Here is a 20,389-nt window from a genome sequence, read left to right on the forward strand (position 1 = left end):
GACACCGGCCATGAAGAAGATCCAATGCGCAGAGCGTCATGACTGGAAACACACAGCCGAGAGTCTTGGCTTCCTGTTCCATACCATCGACGACGAACCTTACTGGGACGAAAGCGCGTACTACCAGTTCACGCTCAAGCAAATCGAGCGCGACCTCGAAGACCCGACCACCGAGCTCCATGACATGTGCATGGACCTCGTCGCCCGCGTGGTCCACAGCGAAGAACTGCTTGAACGCCTGAGCATCCCCGCGCCTTTCTACGACATGATCCGAACCTCATGGCTCGAAGGTCACCCGCACCTGTACGGGCGCATGGACTTCTCCTACAACGGCAGCGGGCCCGCCAAGTTGCTGGAGCTCAACTACGACACCCCCACCAGCCTCTATGAAGCAGCCGCGTTTCAGTGGGGCTGGCTGGAACAATGCATCGAGCGCGGCCTGCTGCCCAAGCACGCCGACCAGTTCAATAGCATCGACACCAAACTGCACCAGGCCTTCGCCCAACTGCAGGTCAACCAGCCGTTCTACTTCGCCTCGATGAAAGACTCCATCGAAGACAAAGGCACCACCGACTACCTGCGTCTGGTTGCCGAAAAAGTCGGCATCGAATCGCGCCACATCGACGTCGAAGACATCGGCCTGACCAGCGAAGGCCGCTTCGTCGACCTTGAAGATCGCTGGATCCCCCACCTGTTCAAACTGCACGCCTGGGAGTTCATCTTCCACGAGCCCTTTGGTGCCGCGATTGCCAAGAGCGACACGCAGTTCTTCGAACCCGCGTGGAAATCGATCCTCTCCAACAAAGGCATCCTGCCGCTGCTGTGGGAATTCAACCAAGGCCACCCCAACCTGCTCGCGTCCCACCTGGACACCGACCCAGGCAAGGCCGTGCCAAAAGGCTGGGTGCGCAAGCCGTTCTTCTCCCGGGAAGGCGCCAACATCGAACTACAAACCGCCGACGGCCTGATCGTAAAAGAAGACGGCCCCTACACGGATGCGCCATTCATCCTTCAGGAGTTCGCACCGCTGCCAAAATTTGGGGACAGCTACACGCTGATCGGCTCCTGGGTCATTGGCGACCAGGCGGCGGGGATTGGGGTGCGAGAGGACAATAGCTTGATCACCAAGGACTCAAGCCGGTTTCTGCCGCACTTGATCCTGGATTAAGGAAGTTGATCGTTCCCACGCTCCGCTTGATCGTTCCCACGCTCCGCGTGGTAATGCATCCAGTGACGCTCCGCGTCACCCACACGCATCTCAATCTACGCCCATAAAAAAGCCTGCCTTTTCAGGCAGGCTCAATACGGAGCATGGCAGTCTTAGCTCTGGCGAGCAGACAGGGCCGAGTAGCTGTTCATCAAATTGCGATAGTTAGGAATCCGCTGGGACAACAGATTCCCCAGCCCTTCGATGTCGTTGCGCCAGTCGCGGTGCAACTCACACGCCACCGAGAACCAGTTCATCAACTGTGCACCGGCCTGTGTCATCCGGCTCCACGCCGCCTGCTGCACCGTGGTGTTGAACGTGCCCGACGCATCCGTCACCACAAACACCTCAAACCCTTCTGCCAGCGCCGACAATGTCGGGAACGCCACACACACATCCGTCACCACACCGGCAATGATGATCTGCTTACGCCCGGTGGCCTTGATCGCCTTGACGAAATCCTCGTTGTCCCAGGCATTGATCTGACCAGGGCGAGCGATATGCGGCGCGTCCGGGAACATCTCCTTCAACTCCGGCACCAGCGGGCCGTTAGGGCCTTGCTCGAAACTGGTAGTGAGGATGGTCGGCAAGTTGAAGAACTTGGCCAGGTCAGCCAGGGCCAGCACGTTGTTCTTGAACTCGTTGGGCGAGAAGTCCTGCACCAGGGAGATCAGGCCGGTCTGGTGATCGACCAGCAGAACAATGGCGTCGTCTTTGTTCAAGCGGTTGTAGGTTGCAGTGCTCATGGTTGAATCCTTTTTTGTTTAGGTTGGTTGGGCGTTGCGTTCAACATGGGCACAGATTAATGGGTAGATCAGGAGGGATAAATCGGATGAAAGGAGTCTTACTGTCAACTTAAATAGGACAATTGCTAGCGAGCGATTGGAAGCCACGTACTGCTGCGCATAACGCGAATGAATTACCTGATTTTGAGTAGCCAGCAGGTTCGATCCCTTTCATTTGCAGGACGTTTCCGAGAGAATCCCAACCGCTTGCGCCAGTGGAATTGGGTGACTAGGCTGCTGACCGTCACTGCTAATTCAGTGATCGGGTTTAGTCGCCCGGACCTCGCTAGGCGCACGCGCCATCCCAAAGACAGGTGTCTTCTTGCCTGCACTTTATGGTGGCTGTGCGCAGGGCACCCTCGGGTGCGCCGGTGCCTAGCGGCCGGTCGACTAACCTGCGTACAGCCGCCACCTCTGCTCGTTTAGTCGCGAAAGGACGGTGGTAGTCACTTACTGCTAGGAGTTTTGCTATGGATAACGTTCGTTCAGATACGCTGTCGTCACACCCGACCAACCCATTCACGGTCAATGAAGAACTGAGCTTCGAGGATGCCTGGGTGCAGGTGGCTGAGCTGCTGCATTGTGCGCTGGCTACGTCGCAGGTGATCGGCGAGTCAGTGGCTGCACCACAGAGGGCGGTAATGCACTTGGTGGAGATGGCGAAGATGGTGGCGGATAGGGCTGTGGAGTGTTTGCAGGCTAGGTGATACAACGTCGCCTGTTCGGTTGTTATCGTCCAGGCGACTCATTCACGATTTCATTAATTTCGGCTCAGAAATAGGGCTTGAATTCGTTGCTGTCGCGAATCAGCAACTGCATCAGCTTTGGATGAATGAACAGTTTTTCCTTTCCGACCTGAACCTCTTGCAGAACATCAATGGAGACCAGCTCTTTGAGGTGGCGAGAAGCAGCCTGGCGCTGAGCGATCTGCTTGTCGACGACGTTGCTAATACGGCAATAGGGCTGCTCAAAAATCACGTCCACCAATTCGCGTGAATAGGTTTTCGGCAGACGCTCGCGAACAAATTGGCTGGTGTGTTCGGACAGGCTGCGAATGGCGGCAATTTTGGCGCTGGTCCAGCGAGCGGTTTCTTCCACCGCAGTGAGCATGTACAGCAGCCAGGGCTCCCAGGCCTGTTCGCGTGTGACATCAAGCAGTAGTCGATAATAATCGGCTCTATGCGCAATGATGAAATGACTAAGGTAGAGAATCGGAAGATTCAACAGACCTTCCTGGATCAGATACAGGGTGTTTAGCACACGCCCGGTACGACCATTGCCGTCTGTGAATGGATGAATAGCCTCGAACTGATAGTGCCCGACAGCCATGCGAACCAGCGGGTCGAGGTCTGTCTCGTTGTGTAGAAAACGTTCCCAGTTGGCGAGCAAGTCGCGTAAGCGATCTTCGCCCTCTGGTGGGGTATAGATAATTTCTCCGGTCCGATCATTGGCTAGCTGGACGCCAGGTACTCGACGGATGTCCATGTTTACACCCTTGAGCGTGCTACAGATCTCTACTGCTGTGCCGGTAGAGAGTGGACGTTCAGCCAGCGACTGGAAACCGTTATGTAGAGCCTTGCGGTACCGGAGGGCTTCTTTGGTCGCGGGATCTGCATGATTGGCGCCATCCTGGGCATGCTGAAAGAGTAAATCTGTAGTAGTGACAATACTTTCGATCTCGGAGCTGTCCTTGGCTTCCAGCAGCGGGATCGTATTGATCAGCATCGTTTGGTTAGGAATCAGCTCGGCTGCTTGTTTCAATTCGGCCAAGGCTGCTCGAGCTTCGATGCAGCGTTTGAGGACTGCTCGGGTTTCCAGTTCTGCCTTTGGTGGCAAGGGTGGAAGCTGGTTATAGGGTCTATCCGCCTGCCAAGGCCGCTGGGGGTTTGTCACGGGCGCACGCTCACTCACTAGGACGTCCAATTAAAGGTGAGGCCGCTTTTATAAGCGCCCTTGTCATGTCGCTAGTGTAAACCCGCGTGCATAACGTGTCGTTGTTTTTGTGTTTTTGCGACATGTTTCATCCTCGTGTCGCTGTTGGCGACATGTTGGATGCTCAACCAATCAACGATTGCATGCAGCCTCCGCATACGAAGGGCCATTTGTCGTGATAGCCTAAGAGGAACGCCAGCAGACCCTTACTACCGTTCGGGCGCAACCTCAGCTTCCACCTAGGCATTGAGACAAAGACTCTTATGGAATGGACTACTGCTATTTCACTTGCGGCCCGCATTGGCAAAAAAAGCTACGACAATCGTTATACAATCCAGAAATATTTGACGCAACTAAAGGCTTTTATGGACCTTGGCGCAACCCAAATAGTGGTAACTGGCCATGCTGGTGCGGGCAAGACCCTGCTCACATCCCAAATGCATGGGCGAGCACGTGAACTTGGGTTGGAGCAACCCTTGGAGTCGCTGGACGTTGAAGTTGCCGCAGTCTCAGCCGGATCTTGGGCAAAGCTAGTCAGGGTTCTTCCGGGTCAAGATGGTTATCGATCGAAAGGCGCGATTGAGTCCTTTCAGGACAATAAACAACTCGAAGGTGCAATCCACGTAGTGGATTTTGGTTATGTGGCTCCTCGCGATTCGGTTTTAATAAAGACGCTGATAAATACTGATGGATTAACGACAATCGAAAAGTTGCGCCAGCGTAATCTTCGGCTGGAATTAGAAGATCTGCGGGTTTTCTTGAGCGACATTAGAAGAATGTGGTCAACATGTTCTAAGCCTAAATGGATAGTGATCGCCGTTAATAAAGTCGACCTCTTTGCTAATGAGCGAGACGATGCACTGGCACATTACCACCCGGCTGGTACAAGTGACTTCAGTCGTATGCTCTCCGAATTTCAGCGAGATCTTGGGGCTCAGAATATTGGAATATATGTACTTCAGGTGTGCGCCTACGAGAAAGACTTCAAATGGAATGGTGAAGTGGCAACTTCCTCGCTCGAGCGTCAGGAGCAAGATAAGATCCTGCTCGAGTTTACTAAGAGCGTTGCTACAATATCGACGGCCCACTCATGAACCCTTTAGGCTCCGCGTCTGAGCGTCTTGTCGAAGAGTTGAATGAGCTAGTGGCGCTCGCAGAGCAATCTGCAAAAGCAATTGATGAGTTAGTTGAAAGGCTCGACGCGGCTCGTTTGAAAGTTCTGCTTAACTCTGCTGTGCTCTATGCTTTACTTATATCTTTGGGCTATTTTGCACTGTATTCTGGAAACGATTTCGTAATTTCCGGCACTTGGAGGGTCGTCAGCACTGCACTCGGATTAGTTTTCGTGTGCGGCTCACTATCTCTGCTCTATAGCTATTTTCTGCGAATGCGAAAAATCAAGCGCGACTTACGCGTCGAGCAAGATATTCACGATCGATTGATGGGGCTCATTGACGGTCAGAAGCGTCGTTTGGACGCTGATGATTTTTTTTCACCTGTAGCTGAAGCAACCTTTTCTATTCGTTTGAAGCGTCTGGATAGAACTGACCGGAAGTTAACATAGCCGCCCTCAGTGCCTTCTTAAGCGACGTAGTATTAAGAAGGCACTACTGCTTGATCAAGGCACAGCTATCAGATGCTCTCGTGCCGGCCGATTAGAGAGCCACTCTGTAAGCCCAGGAGCGTCGGCTCGCACGTTAACCAGGGCTTCAGCGGCTTGAGCTCTCCATGCTAGGTCTCCCGGCTCTGTGAAGTTGCGCCGTAGCTCTCGAATGTTACTAAGAGCCACTTCAGACCATGACAGAAAATCTTTCAAACTCCAATGAGCTACGCGGCCAAGATGAGGGATAGCACCCTGTTTAGCTTTCGTAGCAGGAGTTATAAGTACAGGGTATATAGATGCTGTAGCGGCCCCAGCCACATGCTCTCGTAGCCAGTCGGGATGCGAGGCGGCCTGCCTAGCCTTGGTTGCATCAATGGTGCTGCCTTCGCCTTTTGCATTTGCGTGATCCTCAAAAACGATAGCGATACTGCCAATAATCCACCATGGATCTGGTGAGGCATCGACTTCTTTCTTCCCTGCGTTAAAGCCTAGGTGCTGCCCTAAGAGTACTTGTGCTTGCTCAAACGTTCCTGCTGCCTGCAGCCCCACTCTAATTCGCTTCTCAAAGGCCGAAAATGTCCTATTGTGAAGAGTTCCAAGATTGGCGAGATGAGTCTCCAATTGCTCGACTTGTAGCTGTACAACTGCGTGGTTTGAATCGATAACAGAAGGCTCCGTTTTGGATCCTCGTGCAAGAGCAATGAGCCACGGGATACCGGCTGCCGATTCCTTTGCCTTCTTGAATTGCTGTTTGGCATTGCCATCGAAGCCGGGCTCACCTTCTGACGAGGCGCGCTCTGCAGCGCTCCCAGCGAGGTAATGCCAGAGAGCACGATAACCTCGTAGACCCGCATCACTTAGGCCGCCTAGAACCTCGCGTGCAGCTTCATACGCGCTTACGTAATCCTCATTCCAGATCGCGGCTTGCCATGCGATTTCATTTGGAACGATGGCAGCTAGTTGGTCCATTGCTGGGAACTCCAACTGAGACACGCTTTCTCGCATTTCGAGTATGCTTTGGTTGGCTTCCTCCCATGCCTCTTCATGCTCGAGAAAAATGTCGAAGTTGTCTAGTATCTCGGCAGCCGTGATACTGGAGGACTGCTCTATACCAAACTCAAGCTCTGCCTGTAGTTCTGGATGCAAATAACTGCGTCGCTTCCGGTCCGTGAGATAGGCTGGGAGATCTTCTCCTGTCACAATCACGGCCGAGTAATCGTTAAGTCCTCTGGTGCAGCGTCCGATTGCTTGGAGCACCCTTGTTTGAACGCGCTCATTGAATAGGAGATTTGCCCCCATTCGATTCATGAGGAAGCGTTCTTGTAGATTTGTGGCACGTGGTAGGCCTTCGACAAAGAGTAGGCGGCAGTCATCATCCGGAAAGTCAATGCCGTCGTACCTATTTGCTACCACCGCAACGGCTGGACTACTGTTGGTAAACGCCGTTTTGCTCTCTTCCAGATCGTCAGCACGGAACACCTTGTAGCGGAGTGACGCTTTTACGTCCTTTGCGATCTCTTCCGCACTGCCGGCACTAGGAGTTAGCACCAGGCTACGCCCTGCTTCTTTCATAAGTTTACGTCGGAGCCCTAGGCAGTCCTCCTGGTCTAGTGACATCTCTGGGAACACGAAGAATCGACGTCCAATGCCTTGTCGATCCCATCCGTCGGGGATCTGCAGGCGCTTTATGTTGTTGCGCCCTGTTAGCCGTTCTAGATCGCCTCCAGCTCCGAGTGTTGCCGACATGAAGATACGCTGTGTTGCGCCTGAGAATGGCTTGTGTGTCCAAGTGGGCGGGATCAGTGGGCGGAGCAATACCTCTGTGGCGGATAGGTAGAGTTGGCATCCTTGCAGGTGGTCTCCAATCATCCGCCACACGAATTTGTGGTCGCCATTACCAACGTTCTCGGCGATTGCAGTGCGCAACTCGTTGGCAATCTCATCCATTTGGTGAGTGGGGATTTTATCCACCCAATTAATGTCGTCCATGCTGTTCCAATTGCCGGTTAGGCGCGCGTAGCTTTGATCTGAGATGACGCTCCTCAGAACGCTAACCACTGATTGGAACAGCGTCGGATCTTCGGAGCGTTGGATACGCATCGTCCACTGGCTAGCAATGTAGTTCTCCGCCGCATGTGCATCGTCAATGATGATGATGTCTGGGGCTTCAAAAAAAGGGTTCACGTTGAAGAGGCTATTGTACGTGGTCACTGCAACGCGCTGGCCACTAAGGTAGGCTGCCTTCGCTTCAGGCGTATAACGCTTTACCTGTCCTGTGAATGCCTCGACCGTTAGGCCGTACTTCGTTGAGGCTTCCTCGACAACCTGATTTACCAGTTGTCGAGTGGGGCAGAGGTAGACAACCCGCTCTTTGAACCTACGTCGCCGCCATTCAGCAAGTAGGAGCCCGACAAGAGTCTTCCCGCTGCCAGTCGGTAGCTGCAATGCAACGTCGCTGACATTAACTGCGTCCGAAACGTACGTCCTAAGTATCTGGCCTTGATGATCGTACAGGCTTGGATGTTTGCGACGAGGAAGGTCACGAAATAGCCGATCCGGGCTTTCTGGAGCGGGGGTTTGAGTTGGGTTTTTTTTAAACGCCATGATATTTGGGCCCTAGTGCAGCGAAACGTGTTGCTGAAGAAGCGGCGCTGCATACGCTGGAAGGAGCCCGTGTTTCGGGCTGAGTACGTGAGGTCACGGTACTGATGGGGCGCATCCAGGCGCAAACAGCTGGTCCTTCAGCCTGCGCGAACCACCTGAGCGCGCTAGCATCCGGCTACCCATTGCCGTTAGTAATGGCTTGACGCTATCAAAAATGCGCTGCTCTGTCACTTACAGGGTTAAGCCCTATCCAGCCTTGTTTGAAGTTGCAAAGGCAGCGTCGTAGGTTCATTGCTGGGTAGAGGGCAAATGTGGCTGAGGAGTATGGGCTGGAGTGCTGAAACCAGCCCAGAGTCCATTTTACGCGGGGTTTAGGCATTAAAAAGCCGGCTTGTGGCCGGCTTCTCGGGGACTGCCTCAGCTTGTTTTTGACAAACCTCACCAGCCTTCAAATCGCTCAGCCCACATTGCGTCAGGCTGAATAGTAGGGGCATCCGCGGGAACTCCTCCGCTTCGCCGGCAGGGAATCAGCTAAAAGCGACCCCTGCCAAATGTGCGGCGCATGATACCCACATTCACCTCAGTTGCCCACCTCCGGTTCCGATTTAGAGCCTTCCCAGCCCAGCAGGTGTTCATCCAGTGGCACCGGTGGGCGGCGGTTGTTGAGGGTGGACCACCAGAATACCCAGCCGACGATCTTGAAGCTTTGTTCGAAGCGTTCCTCATGGTTGAGGTATTCGTCCGGGTGTTCGCTGGCGTTGTGGCTGCGCATGCGCAGGCCGCCGCCGGGGCGGTTGTAGAGGTACTTGATGCGCAGCATGCCGTCGTGTTCGACGGCGTAGATTTCACCGTCGATGATTTGGGTGCGGCCTCGGTCGATGGCGAGGGTGGCGCCTTGTTGGATGATGTCGATCATGCTGTTGTCGACCATGTAGGCGCCTATCGCGCGGTCGGGGTTGACGTTGAGGGTTTCCAGATTATGCAGGGAGACGCGGATGCGTTCGGTTGAGGTGAAGGTGGGGTGGAGAGGAATCTCCACGTCGGTTTTTTCCGGGCGGCAGGCGGGGCCTGTAAGGTATTTGCCTGTGTCTTCGCGGGTAGTTGCAATCCTTGCGATGGGGCCTTCCAACAGGTAGTTGGCAGGCGGGTGCTTGGGACCTTTACCGTCGCTTAACCAGCGACTTGAGACGCACAGCAATTCTGCGATCTCGTTGAGTCGGCCCATGGGGACGCCGCGTTTGAACCAGTTGTTCACGTGCTGAGGCGTGACGCCGCGGTTCTTGGCGAAGTCGGAGGCGGAAAGATGAACTTCCCGTAGTAGTGCTTTTAAACGATCACCTGATGTATTCATAAACGCAGAGTTTACTGGCCGGAAAGTCCCATCAAATAAACCATGCGTTGATTTGCCGTTGTAGGATCTGGCTTAGTTATGGCTTGATCTTTCATGTATGCAACTTGGTTAAACGCTGCAACTAAACATTGAACTTGATGTTTAGTCTGGCCCATAAAAAAGCCCCGAATTAACGGGGCTTTTTATTTGCCGTGGCACTGAGGTGCGGGTATCAGCCTTTGTAGGCAGCAACCGACTTCATGATCTCGGCGCGGGCGGCGTCTGCGTTGCCCCAACCGTCGATCTTCACCCATTTGCCTTTTTCGAGGTCTTTGTAGTTCTCGAAGAAGTGCTTGATCTGTTCCAGCAGCAGTGGCGGCAGGTCGGTGTATTCCTTCACGTCCACGTACAGCTGGGACAGCTTGTCGTGTGGCACTGCGATGACTTTGGCATCGCCGCCGCCGTCGTCGGTCATGTTCAGGATGCCGACTGGGCGGGCGCGGATAACCGAGCCTGGGGTGACCGGGTAAGGGGTCACGACCAGCACGTCGAGGGGGTCACCGTCGTCAGCCAGGGTGTTGGGGATGAAACCGTAGTTGGCCGGGTAGAACATCGGGGTGGCCATGAAACGGTCAACGAACAGGCAGTCGCTGTCTTTGTCGATTTCGTATTTGATCGGCGCGTGGTTGGCCGGAATTTCGATGGCGACGTAGATGTCGTTCGGCAGGTCTTTGCCAGCCGGAATCTTGCTGTAGCTCATTGGGCGTTGCCCCCGTTAGTTGGCCATGTGACATGGCCGGATTGGCCTAAAAGTGGCGGCGATTATAGGCATATTCTGACGCCTATGCCATGCGCCAAGCGTCGTACGGTCATTCGCCCTGTGGCGAGTAGCGCGGGTCGCTGGCTTGCAGTTGAGTCAGGCGGGCCAGGGGATCCTGGCGATAAAAGCGGCTGAGTTGGGCGTACACCTGTGGATAACTGTTGACCAGTAAATCCGGGGCGCTGAAGAAATATTCACTGGTGACGGCAAAGAACTCCGCCGGGTTTTCCGCAGCGTAAGGGTCTATCTCGGTCTCGGCGTCTGGGTTGGCGTCCAACTGGCGATTGAGGTCATCGAAGGCGCCTTGCATGACGCTGGCCCAGTCCTGCACGCGCATGTCATGGTGCAGAGGCGGCAGGCCGTTGGCGTCGCCGTTGAGCATGTCCAGCTTGTGCGCCAGCTCGTGGATGACCAGGTTGTAGCCTTCCCATTGGCCGCTGGCGAGCACACCAGGCCAGGCGAGAATCACCGGGCCTTGTTGCCAGGCTTCGCCGCTGTGTTCGCCGTCCCATTCGTGCTCCACGCCACTGGCATCGCGATGGCGTTGCGGGCTGAGGAAGTCGTCGGGGTACAACACGATCTCATGGAAGCCCTGGTACCAGTCGAGGTCGCCCAGGTTCATCAGCGGCAATTGCGCCTGGGCGGCGAGCAGCAGGCGTTGTTCCTGGTGCAGTTCGACGCCGGGCAGGGCGGTGAGGTGTTTTTCGCTGAGAAACACCACGCAGGCTTCGCGCAGCCACTGGTCTTGCTCCGGCGTGATGCCGTCGAGGAAGGTCAGGTGGTGGCGCACCCGTTGCCAGGTGTCATCGGCAATCGGGTGCTTGGCCAGCAGGCGCCGGCGACGCCAGGCGCTGAGGGCCCACACGGGCGGTCAGTGCGGGTTGGCTTCGGAGGACGTGCGGCCAAAGCGGCTGCGCACTACGCCAATAATCATCGGCACCAGTGACAGCAGGATGATGAACACCACCAGCAGCGACAGGTTCTTCTTGATAAAAGGCACGTTGCCGAAGAAGTAACCCAAGGTCACCAGGCCACCGACCCACAGGATGGTGCCCAGTACGCTGAAGCCGAAGAAGCGCGGGTACGGCATCTTGGCCACGCCCGCGACGAACGGCGCGAAGGTACGCAGGATCGGCAGGAAGCGCGCCAGGGTCACGGTCTTGCCGCCGTGCTTGTCGTAGAAGTCGTGGGTTTTTTGCAGGTAGTCGCGGCGGAAGATCTTGGAGTTCGGGTTGCTGAACAAGCGCTCGCCCGCCGTTCGTCCGATCACGTAGTTGGTGCTATCGCCGAGGATGGCCGCCAGCATCAGCAGGCCGGCCAGCAGGACTGGGTCCATACCGCCGCCAGCCGCTACAGCACCGGCGATGAACAGCAAGGAGTCGCCCGGCAGGAAAGGCATGACCACCAGGCCGGTTTCGCAAAAAATCACCAGGAACAGAATGGCGTAGATCCACGGACCGTAATTGGTTACCAGCATGTCGAGGTAGACGTCGAGATGCAGGATAAGGTCGAGCGGGTTGAAATCCATGGATGGCACCTGTGTGAATAGCCCGACTCAGCGGGCTTGTGCGGAAGCTCAGGCAATAAGGCTACAAGTAATTGTCGCGGTTCTTACAACCCTGAAAGGTCGGCATTATACGGATTGAGAGGTGAAAAGCGTGTGGCTTTTGTAGCGGGGAGTGTCGCGAAATTGTGAAGGGGTTGGGCTTCAAGCCAGTCGCCGGATCCAATGTGGGAGCTGGCTTGCCCGCGATAGCGGTGGGTCAGTATGAGAAATGCTCGCTGACACTCCGCCATCGCAGGCAAGCCAGCTCCCACAAGGATAGTGCGGTGTCTGGCTGACTGGTTTTCAGTCTTCGTTGATCGGCAACACGTAGTTTTTGAATTCGGTGTCTTCGCGAAACCCAATTGATTCATAGGTCTTCTGCGCCACGTCGTTATCGCTGCTGGTCGATACCCGCAACCGTACAGCGTGGGTGTCCTTGGCCATTTTCTTGGCCGTGCGCATCAGGTTGTCGGCCACCAGTTGCCGGCGTGCGTCCTCGGCCACATAGATGTCGTTGAGGATCCACACTCGCTTGAGCGACAACGAAGAAAAACTCGGATACAGCTGGCAAAACCCCAGCAGCCGCTTGTCGTCATCGTCGGCCAGGGCCAGGTAGATCACCGACTCCTTGCGCCGCAGGCGCTTCTCCAGGAAGGCCCGTGACGAGTCCGGGAACGGCAAGGCCCCGTAGAACTCGCGGTATTTGACGAACAACGGGGTCAACAGGTCCAGGTGTTCCAGGGTCGCTTGAGTAATCCGCATGCCAGGCCTCAACTTCCAAATGGGGTATGACCACACGAGCGGCCGTGACTCGATGCTGCCTAATGACGCCAAAAAGCGCAATCGTGCCGCTAGCGGTCATCTGCCGGGCTGAGCAGGAAATTGCCCTTCATCAGGTCCGGGTCGTCGGATTCGAGGGTCTGAACCTGTGCCTCATCCTTGAGATTGACCCCCGACAACTGCCGGCGACACGCCTCTCGCATCAAGTACAGCAGGCGATGGGCCGCCATGCCATAACTCAAGCCCTCCAGCCGCACATTGGAGATGCAGTTGCGATAGGCATCGGTGAGGCCGACCTTGGGGTTGTAGGTGAAATACAGGCCCAGGCTGTCCGGCGAGCTGAGCCCCGGTCGTTCGCCGATCAGGATCACCACCATCTTGGCGCCCAGTAGCTGCCCGATTTCATCGGCCACCGCCACGCGGCCTTGCTCCACCAGGATCACCGGTGACAAGGACCAGCCTTCGACGTGGGTCTGTTCTTCCAGGCGCGCCAGAAACGGCGCTGTATGTTTATGCACGGCCAGTGCCGACAGGCCATCGGCCACCACGATGGCCAAGTCCACGCCACCGGGCTGGGCCAGGGCGTAGTCGCGCAGCGTTTGCGCCGACTCATCGCTCAGGCGTCGCCCAAGGTCCGGGCGTTGCAGGTAGATGTGCCGGTCCGTGGCGGCGCTGTGCAACAACAGGCTGTCTCGGCCACGTTCGGCCAGTTGGTGGCTGAGCCCGGCGTGATCGAAGGGCAGGTGCACCGCGTCCCGCGCCTGGGCGTGGGCAAACTGGAAGTCCAGTTGGGCGCTGGTGGGAAGGCTGGTGCCGGTGCGGCCCAGGGCAATACGCGCCGGGGTCAGGCGGCGCAGTTCCAGCCACGGGTTGTCAGGCAATTCTGGTTGCACAGTCGGCTCCTTCATCCCAATTGCGCCAAGGCGTGACGAAAGGCCGGTGGCAGGCTGTTGCCAAAGTGCACCTTGCCATCGGCCTGCGTGAAGATGCCCATTTTCGCCAGCCACTGCTCGAACTCCGGCGCCGGTTTTAAACCCAATGTTTGCCGCGCGTACAGAGCGTCGTGGAACGAGGTGGTCTGGTAGTTGAGCATGATGTCGTCGGAGCCGGGGATGCCCATGATGAAGTTGATGCCGGCCACACCGAGCAGGGTCAGCAGGGTGTCCATGTCGTCCTGGTCGGCTTCGGCGTGGTTGGTGTAGCAGATATCGCAACCCATGGGCACGCCGAGCAGTTTGCCGCAGAAGTGGTCTTCCAGGCCGGCGCGGATAATCTGCTTGCCGTTGTACAGGTACTCCGGGCCGATAAAACCGACCACGGTGTTCACCAGAAACGGCTTGAAGTGCCGCGCCACGGCGTAGGCACGGGTTTCACAGGTTTGCTGGTCGACGCCAAAGTGCGCATTGGCCGACAAGGCGCTGCCCTGGCCGGTTTCGAAGTACATCAGGTTCTGGCCCAGGGTGCCGCGCTTGAGGCTCAAGCCGGCGTCGTAACCTTCCTGCAGCACGTTCAGGTTGATCCCGAAACTGGCATTGGCCGCTTCGGTACCGGCAATTGACTGAAACACCAGGTCCAGTGGTACGCCGCGGTTGATCGCTTCGATGGAGGTGGTGACGTGGGTGAGCACGCAGGCCTGGGTGGGGATTTCGTAGCGCTGGATGATCGCGTCCAGCATCTCCAGCATGGCGCAGATCGAGGCGATGCTGTCGGTGGCCGGGTTGATGCCGATCATGGCGTCGCCGTTGCCGTACAGCAGGCCGTCGAGAATGCTCGCGGCGATGCCGGCCGGTTCGTCGGTGGGGTGGTTGGGCTGCAAGCGCGTGGACAAGCGCCCGCGCAGGCCCAGGGTGCCGCGAAACTGGGTGACCACGCGGATCTTCTGCGCCACCAGCACCAGGTCTTGCACGCGCATGATCTTGGACACGGCCGCGGCCATTTCCGGTGTCAGCCCTGGCGCCAATGCGCGTAGGGCCTGTTCATCGGCCGCGTCGCTGAGCAGCCAGTCGCGCAGGCCGCCGACAGTGAGGTGGCTGACCGCTGCAAACGCCTGTTTATCGTGGGTGTCGATGATCAGCCGGGTGACTTCATCGCTTTCATAAGGAATCAGTGCTTCTTGCAGGAAGTGCTTGAGCGGGATATTTGCCAGCGCCATCTGCGCCGCCACACGTTCGCCGTCATTCTGGGCGGCGACACCGGCGAGGAAGTCCCCGGAGCGTGCGGGGCTGGCCTTGGCCATCACGTCCTTGAGGCTGTCGAAGCGGTAGGTTTGAGCACCCACCGCGTGGGAAAAGCTTGCCATACAGTGTCTCCTTGATGACGCGGGCCTGGCGTGGGCAAGGCACCGCGTCGAGGTTTTCGGCAGTTAGTGCAGAGCGGCCTCTGCGGCCTGGATCGCCGCGAATTCCTCTTCCGGCGTGCCCGCTACCAAGTGATGCCGGCTGTAGAAAGCAAAGTAAGCAATTAATACTCCATAGATGATCGCCGCGCCAATCACCACGCGCGGGTCCACCAGAAAGCCCGCCACCACGGCCACGCAAGCCAGTACCAGTGCCACGCCTGAAGTGAAAATGCCCCCCGGCGTGCGGTATGGCCGCTCCATTTTAGGGCGACGGATGCGCAGGGTGATGTGGGCGGCCATCATCAATACGTAGGAAATCGTGGCGCCAAACACCGCCACCAGGATCAGCAAGTCACCCTGGCCGGTCAGCGACAGGCCAAAGCCGATAATCCCGGGGATCACCAGTGCCAATACTGGCGCCTTGCTCTTGTTGGTCTCGGACAATTTGCGCGGCAAGTAACCGGCACGGGACAAGGCAAAGATCTGCCGCGAATAGGCGTAGATAATCGAGAAAAAGCTCGCGATCAAACCGGCCAGGCCGACCAGGTTGACGAAGCTGCCCATCCAGGTGGAACCGCCGTAGGACAACGCCAAGGCTTCAACCAGCGGGTTGCCGGATTTGATCAGCGCGTAAGTCCCCGCACCGCCCGGCGCGATCACCAGGATCAACAGGGCAAAACTGGTCAGCACCACAATCGCGCCGATCAGCCCGCGAGGGAGGTCGCGCTTGGGGTTCTTGGTTTCTTCAGCGGCCAGCGGCACGCCTTCCACCGCCAGGAAAAACCAGATGGCATAAGGGATCGCAGCCCACACGCCGACGTAGCCGAACGGCAGGAAGCTGCTGGCGCCCTTGGCCTCGGTCACGGGTATATCCAACAGGTTAGCGACGTTGAAGTGCGGCACCATCGACACCAGGAACACGCCCAGGGCAATCGCGGCGACAGCGGTGATCACGAACATCAGCTTCAAGGCTTCGCCCACACCAAAGATGTGGATGCCAATAAAGATGATGTAGAACGCCAGGTAGATCATCCAGCCGCCAATGCCGAACAACGACTCGCAATAGGCGCCGATAAACACTGCGATGGCGGCGGGGGCGATGGCGTATTCGATAAGGATGGCAGTACCCGTGAGGAACCCGCCCCAAGGGCCGAATGCGCTGCGAGCAAAACCGTAGCCACCGCCAGCAGTGGGGATCATGGAGGACAACTCGGCCAGGGAAAAGCACATGCACAGGTACATGGTGGCCATCAGCAAAGTGGCGAGGAACATGCCGCCCCAGCCGCCTTGGGCCAGGCCGAAGTTCCAGCCGGCGTAATCGCCGGAAATAACATAGGCGACGCCAAGGCCAACCAGTAGTACCCAGCCGGCGGCGCCTTTTTTCAGTTCGCGTTGTTGAAAATAATCGGTGCCGACTTTTTCGAAGTCGACAGAAGAACCAGTGGGTTCGCTAGGCATGGGAAGTACCTTCCATTCTTATTGTTTTTGACTCGGCGTCTGTGTGCCGAACGAGGTAGCAATTGCTTGTGATATCAAATGTGGGAGCTGGCTTGCCTGCGATAGCGGCCTGTCAGCTACCCCTTATTTGGCTGATACACGCCGCTAATGTAGGAGCGAGCTTGCTCGCGAAAAACTTGCGAGCGCCTCGGGGAGTCAGGCTGCTCGCGTTATCGTTAGCGTTCTTCGCGAGCAAGCTCGCTCCTACAGTGACGGTTGTTGCTTCAGTGGGGTTAGAAAAAGCCCAACGGATTAATGTCGTAGCTCACCAGCAAGTTCTTGGTCTGCTGGTAGTGATCCAACATCATCTTGTGGGTTTCACGGCCCACGCCAGACTTCTTGTAACCACCAAACGCGGCATGCGCCGGGTACAGGTGGTAGCAGTTGGTCCACACGCGGCCGGCCTTGATCGCCCGGCCCATGCGGTAGGCGCGGTTGATGTCGCGGGTCCACAGGCCGGCGCCCAGGCCGAACTCGGTGTCGTTGGCAATCGCCAGGGCTTCGGCTTCATCCTTGAAAGTGGTGATGCTTACCACCGGGCCGAAGATTTCTTCCTGGAACACACGCATGTCGTTGGTGCCCTTGAGCAGGGTCGGCTGGATGTAATAACCGGTGGCCAGGTCGCCCGTGAGCTTCTCGACCTTGCCGCCGGTGAGCAATTGCGCGCCTTCGCCCTTGGCGATTTCCAGGTAGGACAGGATCTTGTCGAACTGCTGCTCGGACGCTTGGGCGCCGACCATGGTGTCGGTGTCCAGCGGGTCACCACGCTTGATCGACTCGACCTTCTTCATCACCACTTTCATGAAGTCATCGTAGATCGACTCTTCCACCAGAGCGCGGGAAGGGCAGGTGCACACTTCGCCCTGGTTGAAGAACGCCAGCACCAGGCCTTCGGCGGCTTTTTCGATAAATGCAGGTTCCGCTTTCATGATGTCGGCGAAGAAGATGTTCGGCGACTTGCCGCCCAGCTCGACCGTGGACGGAATGATGTTCTCGGCCGCGGCATGCATGATGTGCGAGCCCACAGGCGTTGAACCGGTAAAGGCGATCTTGGCGATGCGCTTGCTGGTGGCAAGGGCTTCGCCAGCTTCCTTGCCGAAACCGTGCACCACGTTCAGCACGCCCGGTGGCAGCAAGTCGCCGATCAGCTCCATCAGCACGCTGATGCCCAACGGCGTTTGCTCGGCTGGCTTGAGCACCACGCAGTTACCGGCGGCCAGGGCCGGTGCGAGTTTCCACGCGGCCATCAGCAGCGGGAAGTTCCACGGGATGATCTGGCCAACCACACCCAGCGGTTCGTGGAAGTGGTAGGCGGCGGTGAGTTCGTTGATTTCCGCGCTGCTGCCTTCCTGGGCGCGGATGCAGCCAGCGAAGTAGCGGAAGTGGTCGGCGGCCAGAGGGATGTCGGCGTTGAGGGTTTCACGCACGGCCTTGCCGTTGTCCCAGGTTTCGGTGATGGCCAGCAGTTCGAGGTTTTGCTCGATGCGGTCGGCGATTTTCAGCAGTACCAGCGAGCGGTCCTGGGCGCTGGTTTTGCCCCAGGCGTCTGCGGCTGCGTGGGCGGCGTCCAGTGCTTTGTCGATGTCTTTGGCAGTGGAGCGCGGGAAGTCGGCAATCGGCTTGCCGTTGACCGGCGAGGTGTTGGAGAAGTAGTTGCCATCGACCGGCGCCACGAATTCGCCGCCGATGTAGTTGCCGTATTTGGCCTTGAACGAAACGATGGCGCCTTCGGTACCGGGGTGTGCATAACGCATGGTGGGCATCTCCTGCTTTTATGTTTATCGGAGTACAGCGCTGCGAGCGCGTTATAAAGCGTAGAGCAAAGGTCGGGCCATCGCCGTGCGGGCCAGCAGAATCAAGAGGTTGGGCTTTGTTGCAAGGCTTTGCCGTGACGGGAGTGATACAGGCAAGGTGACAGTTTGTGCCATAAACGATACAGCCTGTGACCGGTGGGTCGGGCCGGGATTGCAATGGCCGGATGGCTGGGGGATGCTGGGCGTTCTCACGCAGGGAGAATAATAAGAACATGCATAACGATCATTTCAGTCGCCATGCCCAGCAAGTCTTGACCGTCACCCGTGGCCAAGAGCTTTCCCAAGGGCCTGGCAGCGACCCGTCCATCGCCCGTTCCTGGCTGCGCTGCGTGGAGGATTACCACCTCGACCCGGCGCTGACCATCGCGCCCACCGTGCTCGAGCACGGGCGCCTGCTGGAAAGTCGCGAACGCCTGCGCCAAGTGCTGCACATCGCCGGCAGCGAAATGAACAGCCTGCACCAGCAACTCTCCGGCGCCGGTCATGCGGTGCTGCTCACCGATGCGCGTGGGGTGATCCTCAACTGTGTCACCGCGCCGTCCGAGCGCAAGATATTCGAGCGCGCCGGCTTATGGCTGGGCGCAGACTGGAGCGAAGCCTGCGAAGGCACCAACGGCATCGGCACCTGCCTGGTGGAGCGGCAGTCGTTGACGATCCACCGTGACGAGCATTTTCGCGGCCGTCATACCGGGCTGACCTGTTCGGCCAGCCCGGTGTTCGACCCTCATGGTGAATTGCTGGCGGTGCTGGATGTGTCCTCGGCCCGCGAAGCCGTGTCGCGCCAGAGCCAGTTCCACACCATGGCGCTGGTGAACCTGTCGGCCAAGATGATCGAAAGTTGCTATTTCCTGCGCCACTTCGAACACCACTGGCTGCTGCGTTTTCACCTGCAGGCCGAGTCGGTCGGGTTGTTCAGCGAAGGCTTGCTGGCGTTCGATGGTGAAGGGCGCATTTGTGCGGTCAACCAGAGCGCTCTGAACCTGTTGGGGCAGCTGCGCGGCGGCTTGGTGGGCCAGCCGGTGGAGACATTTTTCGACTGCTCCCTGGATCAGTTGCTGGGGCGGGCCAGCGCGAATGCCACGGCCAGTTGGCCGCTGCGCACCCGCGATGGCCGGCCTTTGTTTGCAGCGCTGCGAGGCCAGCCGCGCAGTGTGCCGGTACCCATCATCAAGCCGCAGGCGCCACGGCCTTTGGGTATCTGCGTGGGCGACCCGGCGTTGCAAAATGAGCTACGCAAGGCCTCGCGAGTGTTCGAGCGCGACGTGCCCTTGCTGATCAACGGCGAAACCGGCTGCGGTAAAGAAGCTTTCGCCAAGGCCGTGCATCAGGGCAGCCAGCGGGGCGATAAGGCCTTTGTTGCGCTGAACTGTGCGGCGATTCCAGAAAACCTGATCGAGAGCGAATTGTTTGGCTATCGCGCCGGCAGTTTCACCGGCGCCCTTAAAGAAGGCATGCGCGGTAAACTGCAACAGGCCGACGGCGGCACGCTGTTTCTCGACGAAATCGGCGACATGCCCCTGGCGTTGCAAACCCGCCTGTTACGGGTGCTGGAGGATCGCCTGGTGGTGCCTATCGGCGGCGAACCTCAAGCGGTGAACGTGCGCATCATCAGCGCCACGCACCGTAATTTGCTGGAGCGCGTGGCCGATGGCAGTTTTCGCGAAGACCTGTATTACCGCTTGAACGGCTTGGAAGTGGCCCTGCCGCCGTTGCGCGAACGCAGTGACAAGTCGCAACTGTTGGACTTCCTCCTGGCCCAGGAAGCGGGCCCCGAGCAAGTGATGCTGGACGAACCTGCGCGCCAGGCCTTGTTAGCATTCCAATGGCCCGGCAACCTGCGGCAGTTGCGTACGGTGTTGCGCACGGTAGTGGCGCTCTGTGAGGGCGGGCGAGTCGGTCTTGAAGACTTGCCGGCCCTGATTCGCCAAGCGCAGCCGCAAGGGGCGAGGGTGGATGCGCCGTGCGCCTCGCCGCTGGAGAACGCCGAGCGCCAGGCATTGCTCAACGCGTTGGCGCAGCAGCGCTGGCATATGAGCCATGTGGCTGAACAGTTGGGGGTCAGTCGCAATACGCTGTACCGCAAGTTACGCAAGCATGGCATTTCACGGGGCGCCATGCAGTAAGGGGCGCTGT

17 protein-coding genes and 1 pseudogene are annotated in these 20,389 nt (G+C 57.7%); 5 read left to right on the plus strand and 13 right to left on the minus strand.

Going from position 1 to position 20,389, the window contains the following annotated elements:
- Positions 1-10 precede the first annotated feature (10 nt).
- Complete coding sequence (locus tag HU730_RS24940) at positions 11-1,168, plus strand: glutathionylspermidine synthase family protein (protein ID WP_186527211.1); 1,158 nt, start codon at positions 11-13, stop codon at positions 1,166-1,168.
- 152 nt (positions 1,169-1,320) lie between these two features.
- Here HU730_RS24940 and ycaC read toward each other — a convergent pair whose 3' ends face one another.
- Positions 1,321-1,953: an isochorismate family cysteine hydrolase YcaC gene (gene ycaC, locus HU730_RS24945; RefSeq protein WP_186527212.1), complete on the minus strand. Its 633-nt coding sequence runs from the start codon at positions 1,951-1,953 to the stop codon at positions 1,321-1,323.
- A 509-nt stretch (positions 1,954-2,462) separates the two neighbouring features.
- On the opposite strand from ycaC, the gene HU730_RS24950 reads away from it, so the two are divergent.
- Positions 2,463-2,699, plus strand: coding sequence for a hypothetical protein (locus HU730_RS24950; RefSeq protein WP_034126872.1), 237 nt, complete (start codon positions 2,463-2,465; stop codon positions 2,697-2,699).
- Between the two features lie 64 nt (positions 2,700-2,763).
- Here HU730_RS24950 and HU730_RS24955 read toward each other — a convergent pair whose 3' ends face one another.
- Positions 2,764-3,885, minus strand: a complete 1,122-nt coding sequence (locus tag HU730_RS24955) for a Fic family protein (RefSeq protein ID WP_186527213.1) — start codon at positions 3,883-3,885, stop codon at positions 2,764-2,766.
- A 302-nt stretch (positions 3,886-4,187) separates the two neighbouring features.
- On the opposite strand from HU730_RS24955, the gene HU730_RS24960 reads away from it, so the two are divergent.
- Positions 4,188-5,018 (plus strand): hypothetical protein, encoded by an 831-nt coding sequence (locus tag HU730_RS24960; protein ID WP_034126873.1) that lies wholly within the window; start codon positions 4,188-4,190, stop codon positions 5,016-5,018.
- The gene (locus HU730_RS24965) at positions 5,015-5,488 is read left to right on the plus strand and encodes a hypothetical protein (protein WP_034126874.1); all 474 of its coding nucleotides are present in this window, start codon (positions 5,015-5,017) and stop codon (positions 5,486-5,488) included. Before HU730_RS24960 ends, HU730_RS24965 begins: the two co-directional genes overlap by 4 nt.
- A 54-nt stretch (positions 5,489-5,542) precedes the next feature.
- Here the strand turns inward: HU730_RS24965 and HU730_RS24970 are convergent, their stop codons facing one another.
- The 11 genes and pseudogenes from HU730_RS24970 to HU730_RS25015 form a co-directional block, all read right to left on the minus strand.
- Complete coding sequence (locus HU730_RS24970; RefSeq protein WP_034126875.1) at positions 5,543-8,131, minus strand: DEAD/DEAH box helicase; 2,589 nt, start codon at positions 8,129-8,131, stop codon at positions 5,543-5,545.
- Positions 8,132-8,711: 580 nt separating this feature from the next.
- Positions 8,712-9,482, minus strand: a complete 771-nt coding sequence (locus HU730_RS24975) for a S24 family peptidase (RefSeq protein ID WP_034126892.1) — start codon at positions 9,480-9,482, stop codon at positions 8,712-8,714.
- 211 nt (positions 9,483-9,693) lie between these two features.
- On the minus strand, positions 9,694-10,221 hold the full coding sequence (ppa, locus tag HU730_RS24980; protein WP_003176323.1) for an inorganic diphosphatase: 528 nt from the start codon (positions 10,219-10,221) through the stop codon (positions 9,694-9,696).
- A 109-nt stretch (positions 10,222-10,330) separates the two neighbouring features.
- Entirely contained in the window at positions 10,331-11,146 is an 816-nt protein-coding gene (locus HU730_RS24985; RefSeq protein WP_186527214.1) for a M90 family metallopeptidase, read from the minus strand.
- Positions 11,147-11,152: 6 nt separating this feature from the next.
- The gene (locus HU730_RS24990; protein WP_003194521.1) at positions 11,153-11,809 is read right to left on the minus strand and encodes a DedA family protein; all 657 of its coding nucleotides are present in this window, start codon (positions 11,807-11,809) and stop codon (positions 11,153-11,155) included.
- Positions 11,810-12,130: 321 nt separating this feature from the next.
- Positions 12,131-12,589, minus strand: a complete 459-nt coding sequence (locus HU730_RS24995; RefSeq protein ID WP_014720105.1) for a GNAT family N-acetyltransferase — start codon at positions 12,587-12,589, stop codon at positions 12,131-12,133.
- 89 nt (positions 12,590-12,678) lie between these two features.
- On the minus strand, positions 12,679-13,515 hold the full coding sequence (eutC, locus tag HU730_RS25000; RefSeq protein ID WP_054896915.1) for an ethanolamine ammonia-lyase subunit EutC: 837 nt from the start codon (positions 13,513-13,515) through the stop codon (positions 12,679-12,681).
- Positions 13,512-14,906 (minus strand): ethanolamine ammonia-lyase subunit EutB, encoded by a 1,395-nt coding sequence (locus HU730_RS25005; protein ID WP_003194516.1) that lies wholly within the window; start codon positions 14,904-14,906, stop codon positions 13,512-13,514. The genes eutC and HU730_RS25005 overlap by 4 nt, the downstream gene beginning before the upstream one ends.
- Before the next feature lie 63 nt (positions 14,907-14,969).
- Complete coding sequence (gene eat, locus HU730_RS25010; RefSeq protein WP_003194515.1) at positions 14,970-16,403, minus strand: ethanolamine permease; 1,434 nt, start codon at positions 16,401-16,403, stop codon at positions 14,970-14,972.
- A gap of 145 nt (positions 16,404-16,548) precedes the next feature.
- Positions 16,549-16,638, minus strand: a pseudogene (locus HU730_RS26860) (outer membrane lipoprotein carrier protein LolA); the annotation flags it as partial.
- Positions 16,639-16,675: 37 nt separating this feature from the next.
- Positions 16,676-18,196: an aldehyde dehydrogenase family protein gene (locus HU730_RS25015; RefSeq protein ID WP_005791797.1), complete on the minus strand. Its 1,521-nt coding sequence runs from the start codon at positions 18,194-18,196 to the stop codon at positions 16,676-16,678.
- A 272-nt stretch (positions 18,197-18,468) separates the two neighbouring features.
- Here HU730_RS25015 and HU730_RS25020 point away from each other — a divergent pair, with 272 nt between their 5' ends.
- A complete protein-coding gene (locus HU730_RS25020) occupies positions 18,469-20,379 on the plus strand; it encodes a sigma-54-dependent Fis family transcriptional regulator (protein WP_186527215.1) in 1,911 nt (636 codons plus the stop codon).
- Positions 20,380-20,389 lie beyond the last annotated feature (10 nt).

Origin of the sequence: Pseudomonas sp. SWRI22 (assembly GCF_014268395.2) — a bacterium.
GTDB classification, from domain to species: Bacteria; Pseudomonadota; Gammaproteobacteria; order Pseudomonadales; family Pseudomonadaceae; genus Aquipseudomonas; species Aquipseudomonas paracarnis.

Coding starts and splice junctions, on each gene's coding strand:
- HU730_RS25005 (WP_003194516.1), bottom strand. CDS start 14,906: ATGGCAAGCTTTTCCCACGCGGTGGGTGCTCAAACCTACCGCTTCGAC.
- HU730_RS24950 (WP_034126872.1), top strand. CDS start 2,463: ATGGATAACGTTCGTTCAGATACGCTGTCGTCACACCCGACCAACCCA.
- HU730_RS24960 (WP_034126873.1), top strand. CDS start 4,188: ATGGAATGGACTACTGCTATTTCACTTGCGGCCCGCATTGGCAAAAAA.
- HU730_RS25015 (WP_005791797.1), bottom strand. CDS start 18,196: ATGCGTTATGCACACCCCGGTACCGAAGGCGCCATCGTTTCGTTCAAG.
- HU730_RS25020 (WP_186527215.1), top strand. CDS start 18,469: ATGCATAACGATCATTTCAGTCGCCATGCCCAGCAAGTCTTGACCGTC.
- eutC (WP_054896915.1), bottom strand. CDS start 13,515: ATGAAGGAGCCGACTGTGCAACCAGAATTGCCTGACAACCCGTGGCTG.
- HU730_RS24995 (WP_014720105.1), bottom strand. CDS start 12,589: ATGCGGATTACTCAAGCGACCCTGGAACACCTGGACCTGTTGACCCCG.
- ppa (WP_003176323.1), bottom strand. CDS start 10,221: ATGAGCTACAGCAAGATTCCGGCTGGCAAAGACCTGCCGAACGACATC.
- HU730_RS24970 (WP_034126875.1), bottom strand. CDS start 8,131: ATGGCGTTTAAAAAAAACCCAACTCAAACCCCCGCTCCAGAAAGCCCG.
- HU730_RS24975 (WP_034126892.1), bottom strand. CDS start 9,482: ATGAATACATCAGGTGATCGTTTAAAAGCACTACTACGGGAAGTTCAT.
- HU730_RS24940 (WP_186527211.1), top strand. CDS start 11: ATGAAGAAGATCCAATGCGCAGAGCGTCATGACTGGAAACACACAGCC.
- HU730_RS24990 (WP_003194521.1), bottom strand. CDS start 11,809: ATGGATTTCAACCCGCTCGACCTTATCCTGCATCTCGACGTCTACCTC.
- ycaC (WP_186527212.1), bottom strand. CDS start 1,953: ATGAGCACTGCAACCTACAACCGCTTGAACAAAGACGACGCCATTGTT.
- eat (WP_003194515.1), bottom strand. CDS start 16,403: ATGCCTAGCGAACCCACTGGTTCTTCTGTCGACTTCGAAAAAGTCGGC.
- HU730_RS24965 (WP_034126874.1), top strand. CDS start 5,015: ATGAACCCTTTAGGCTCCGCGTCTGAGCGTCTTGTCGAAGAGTTGAAT.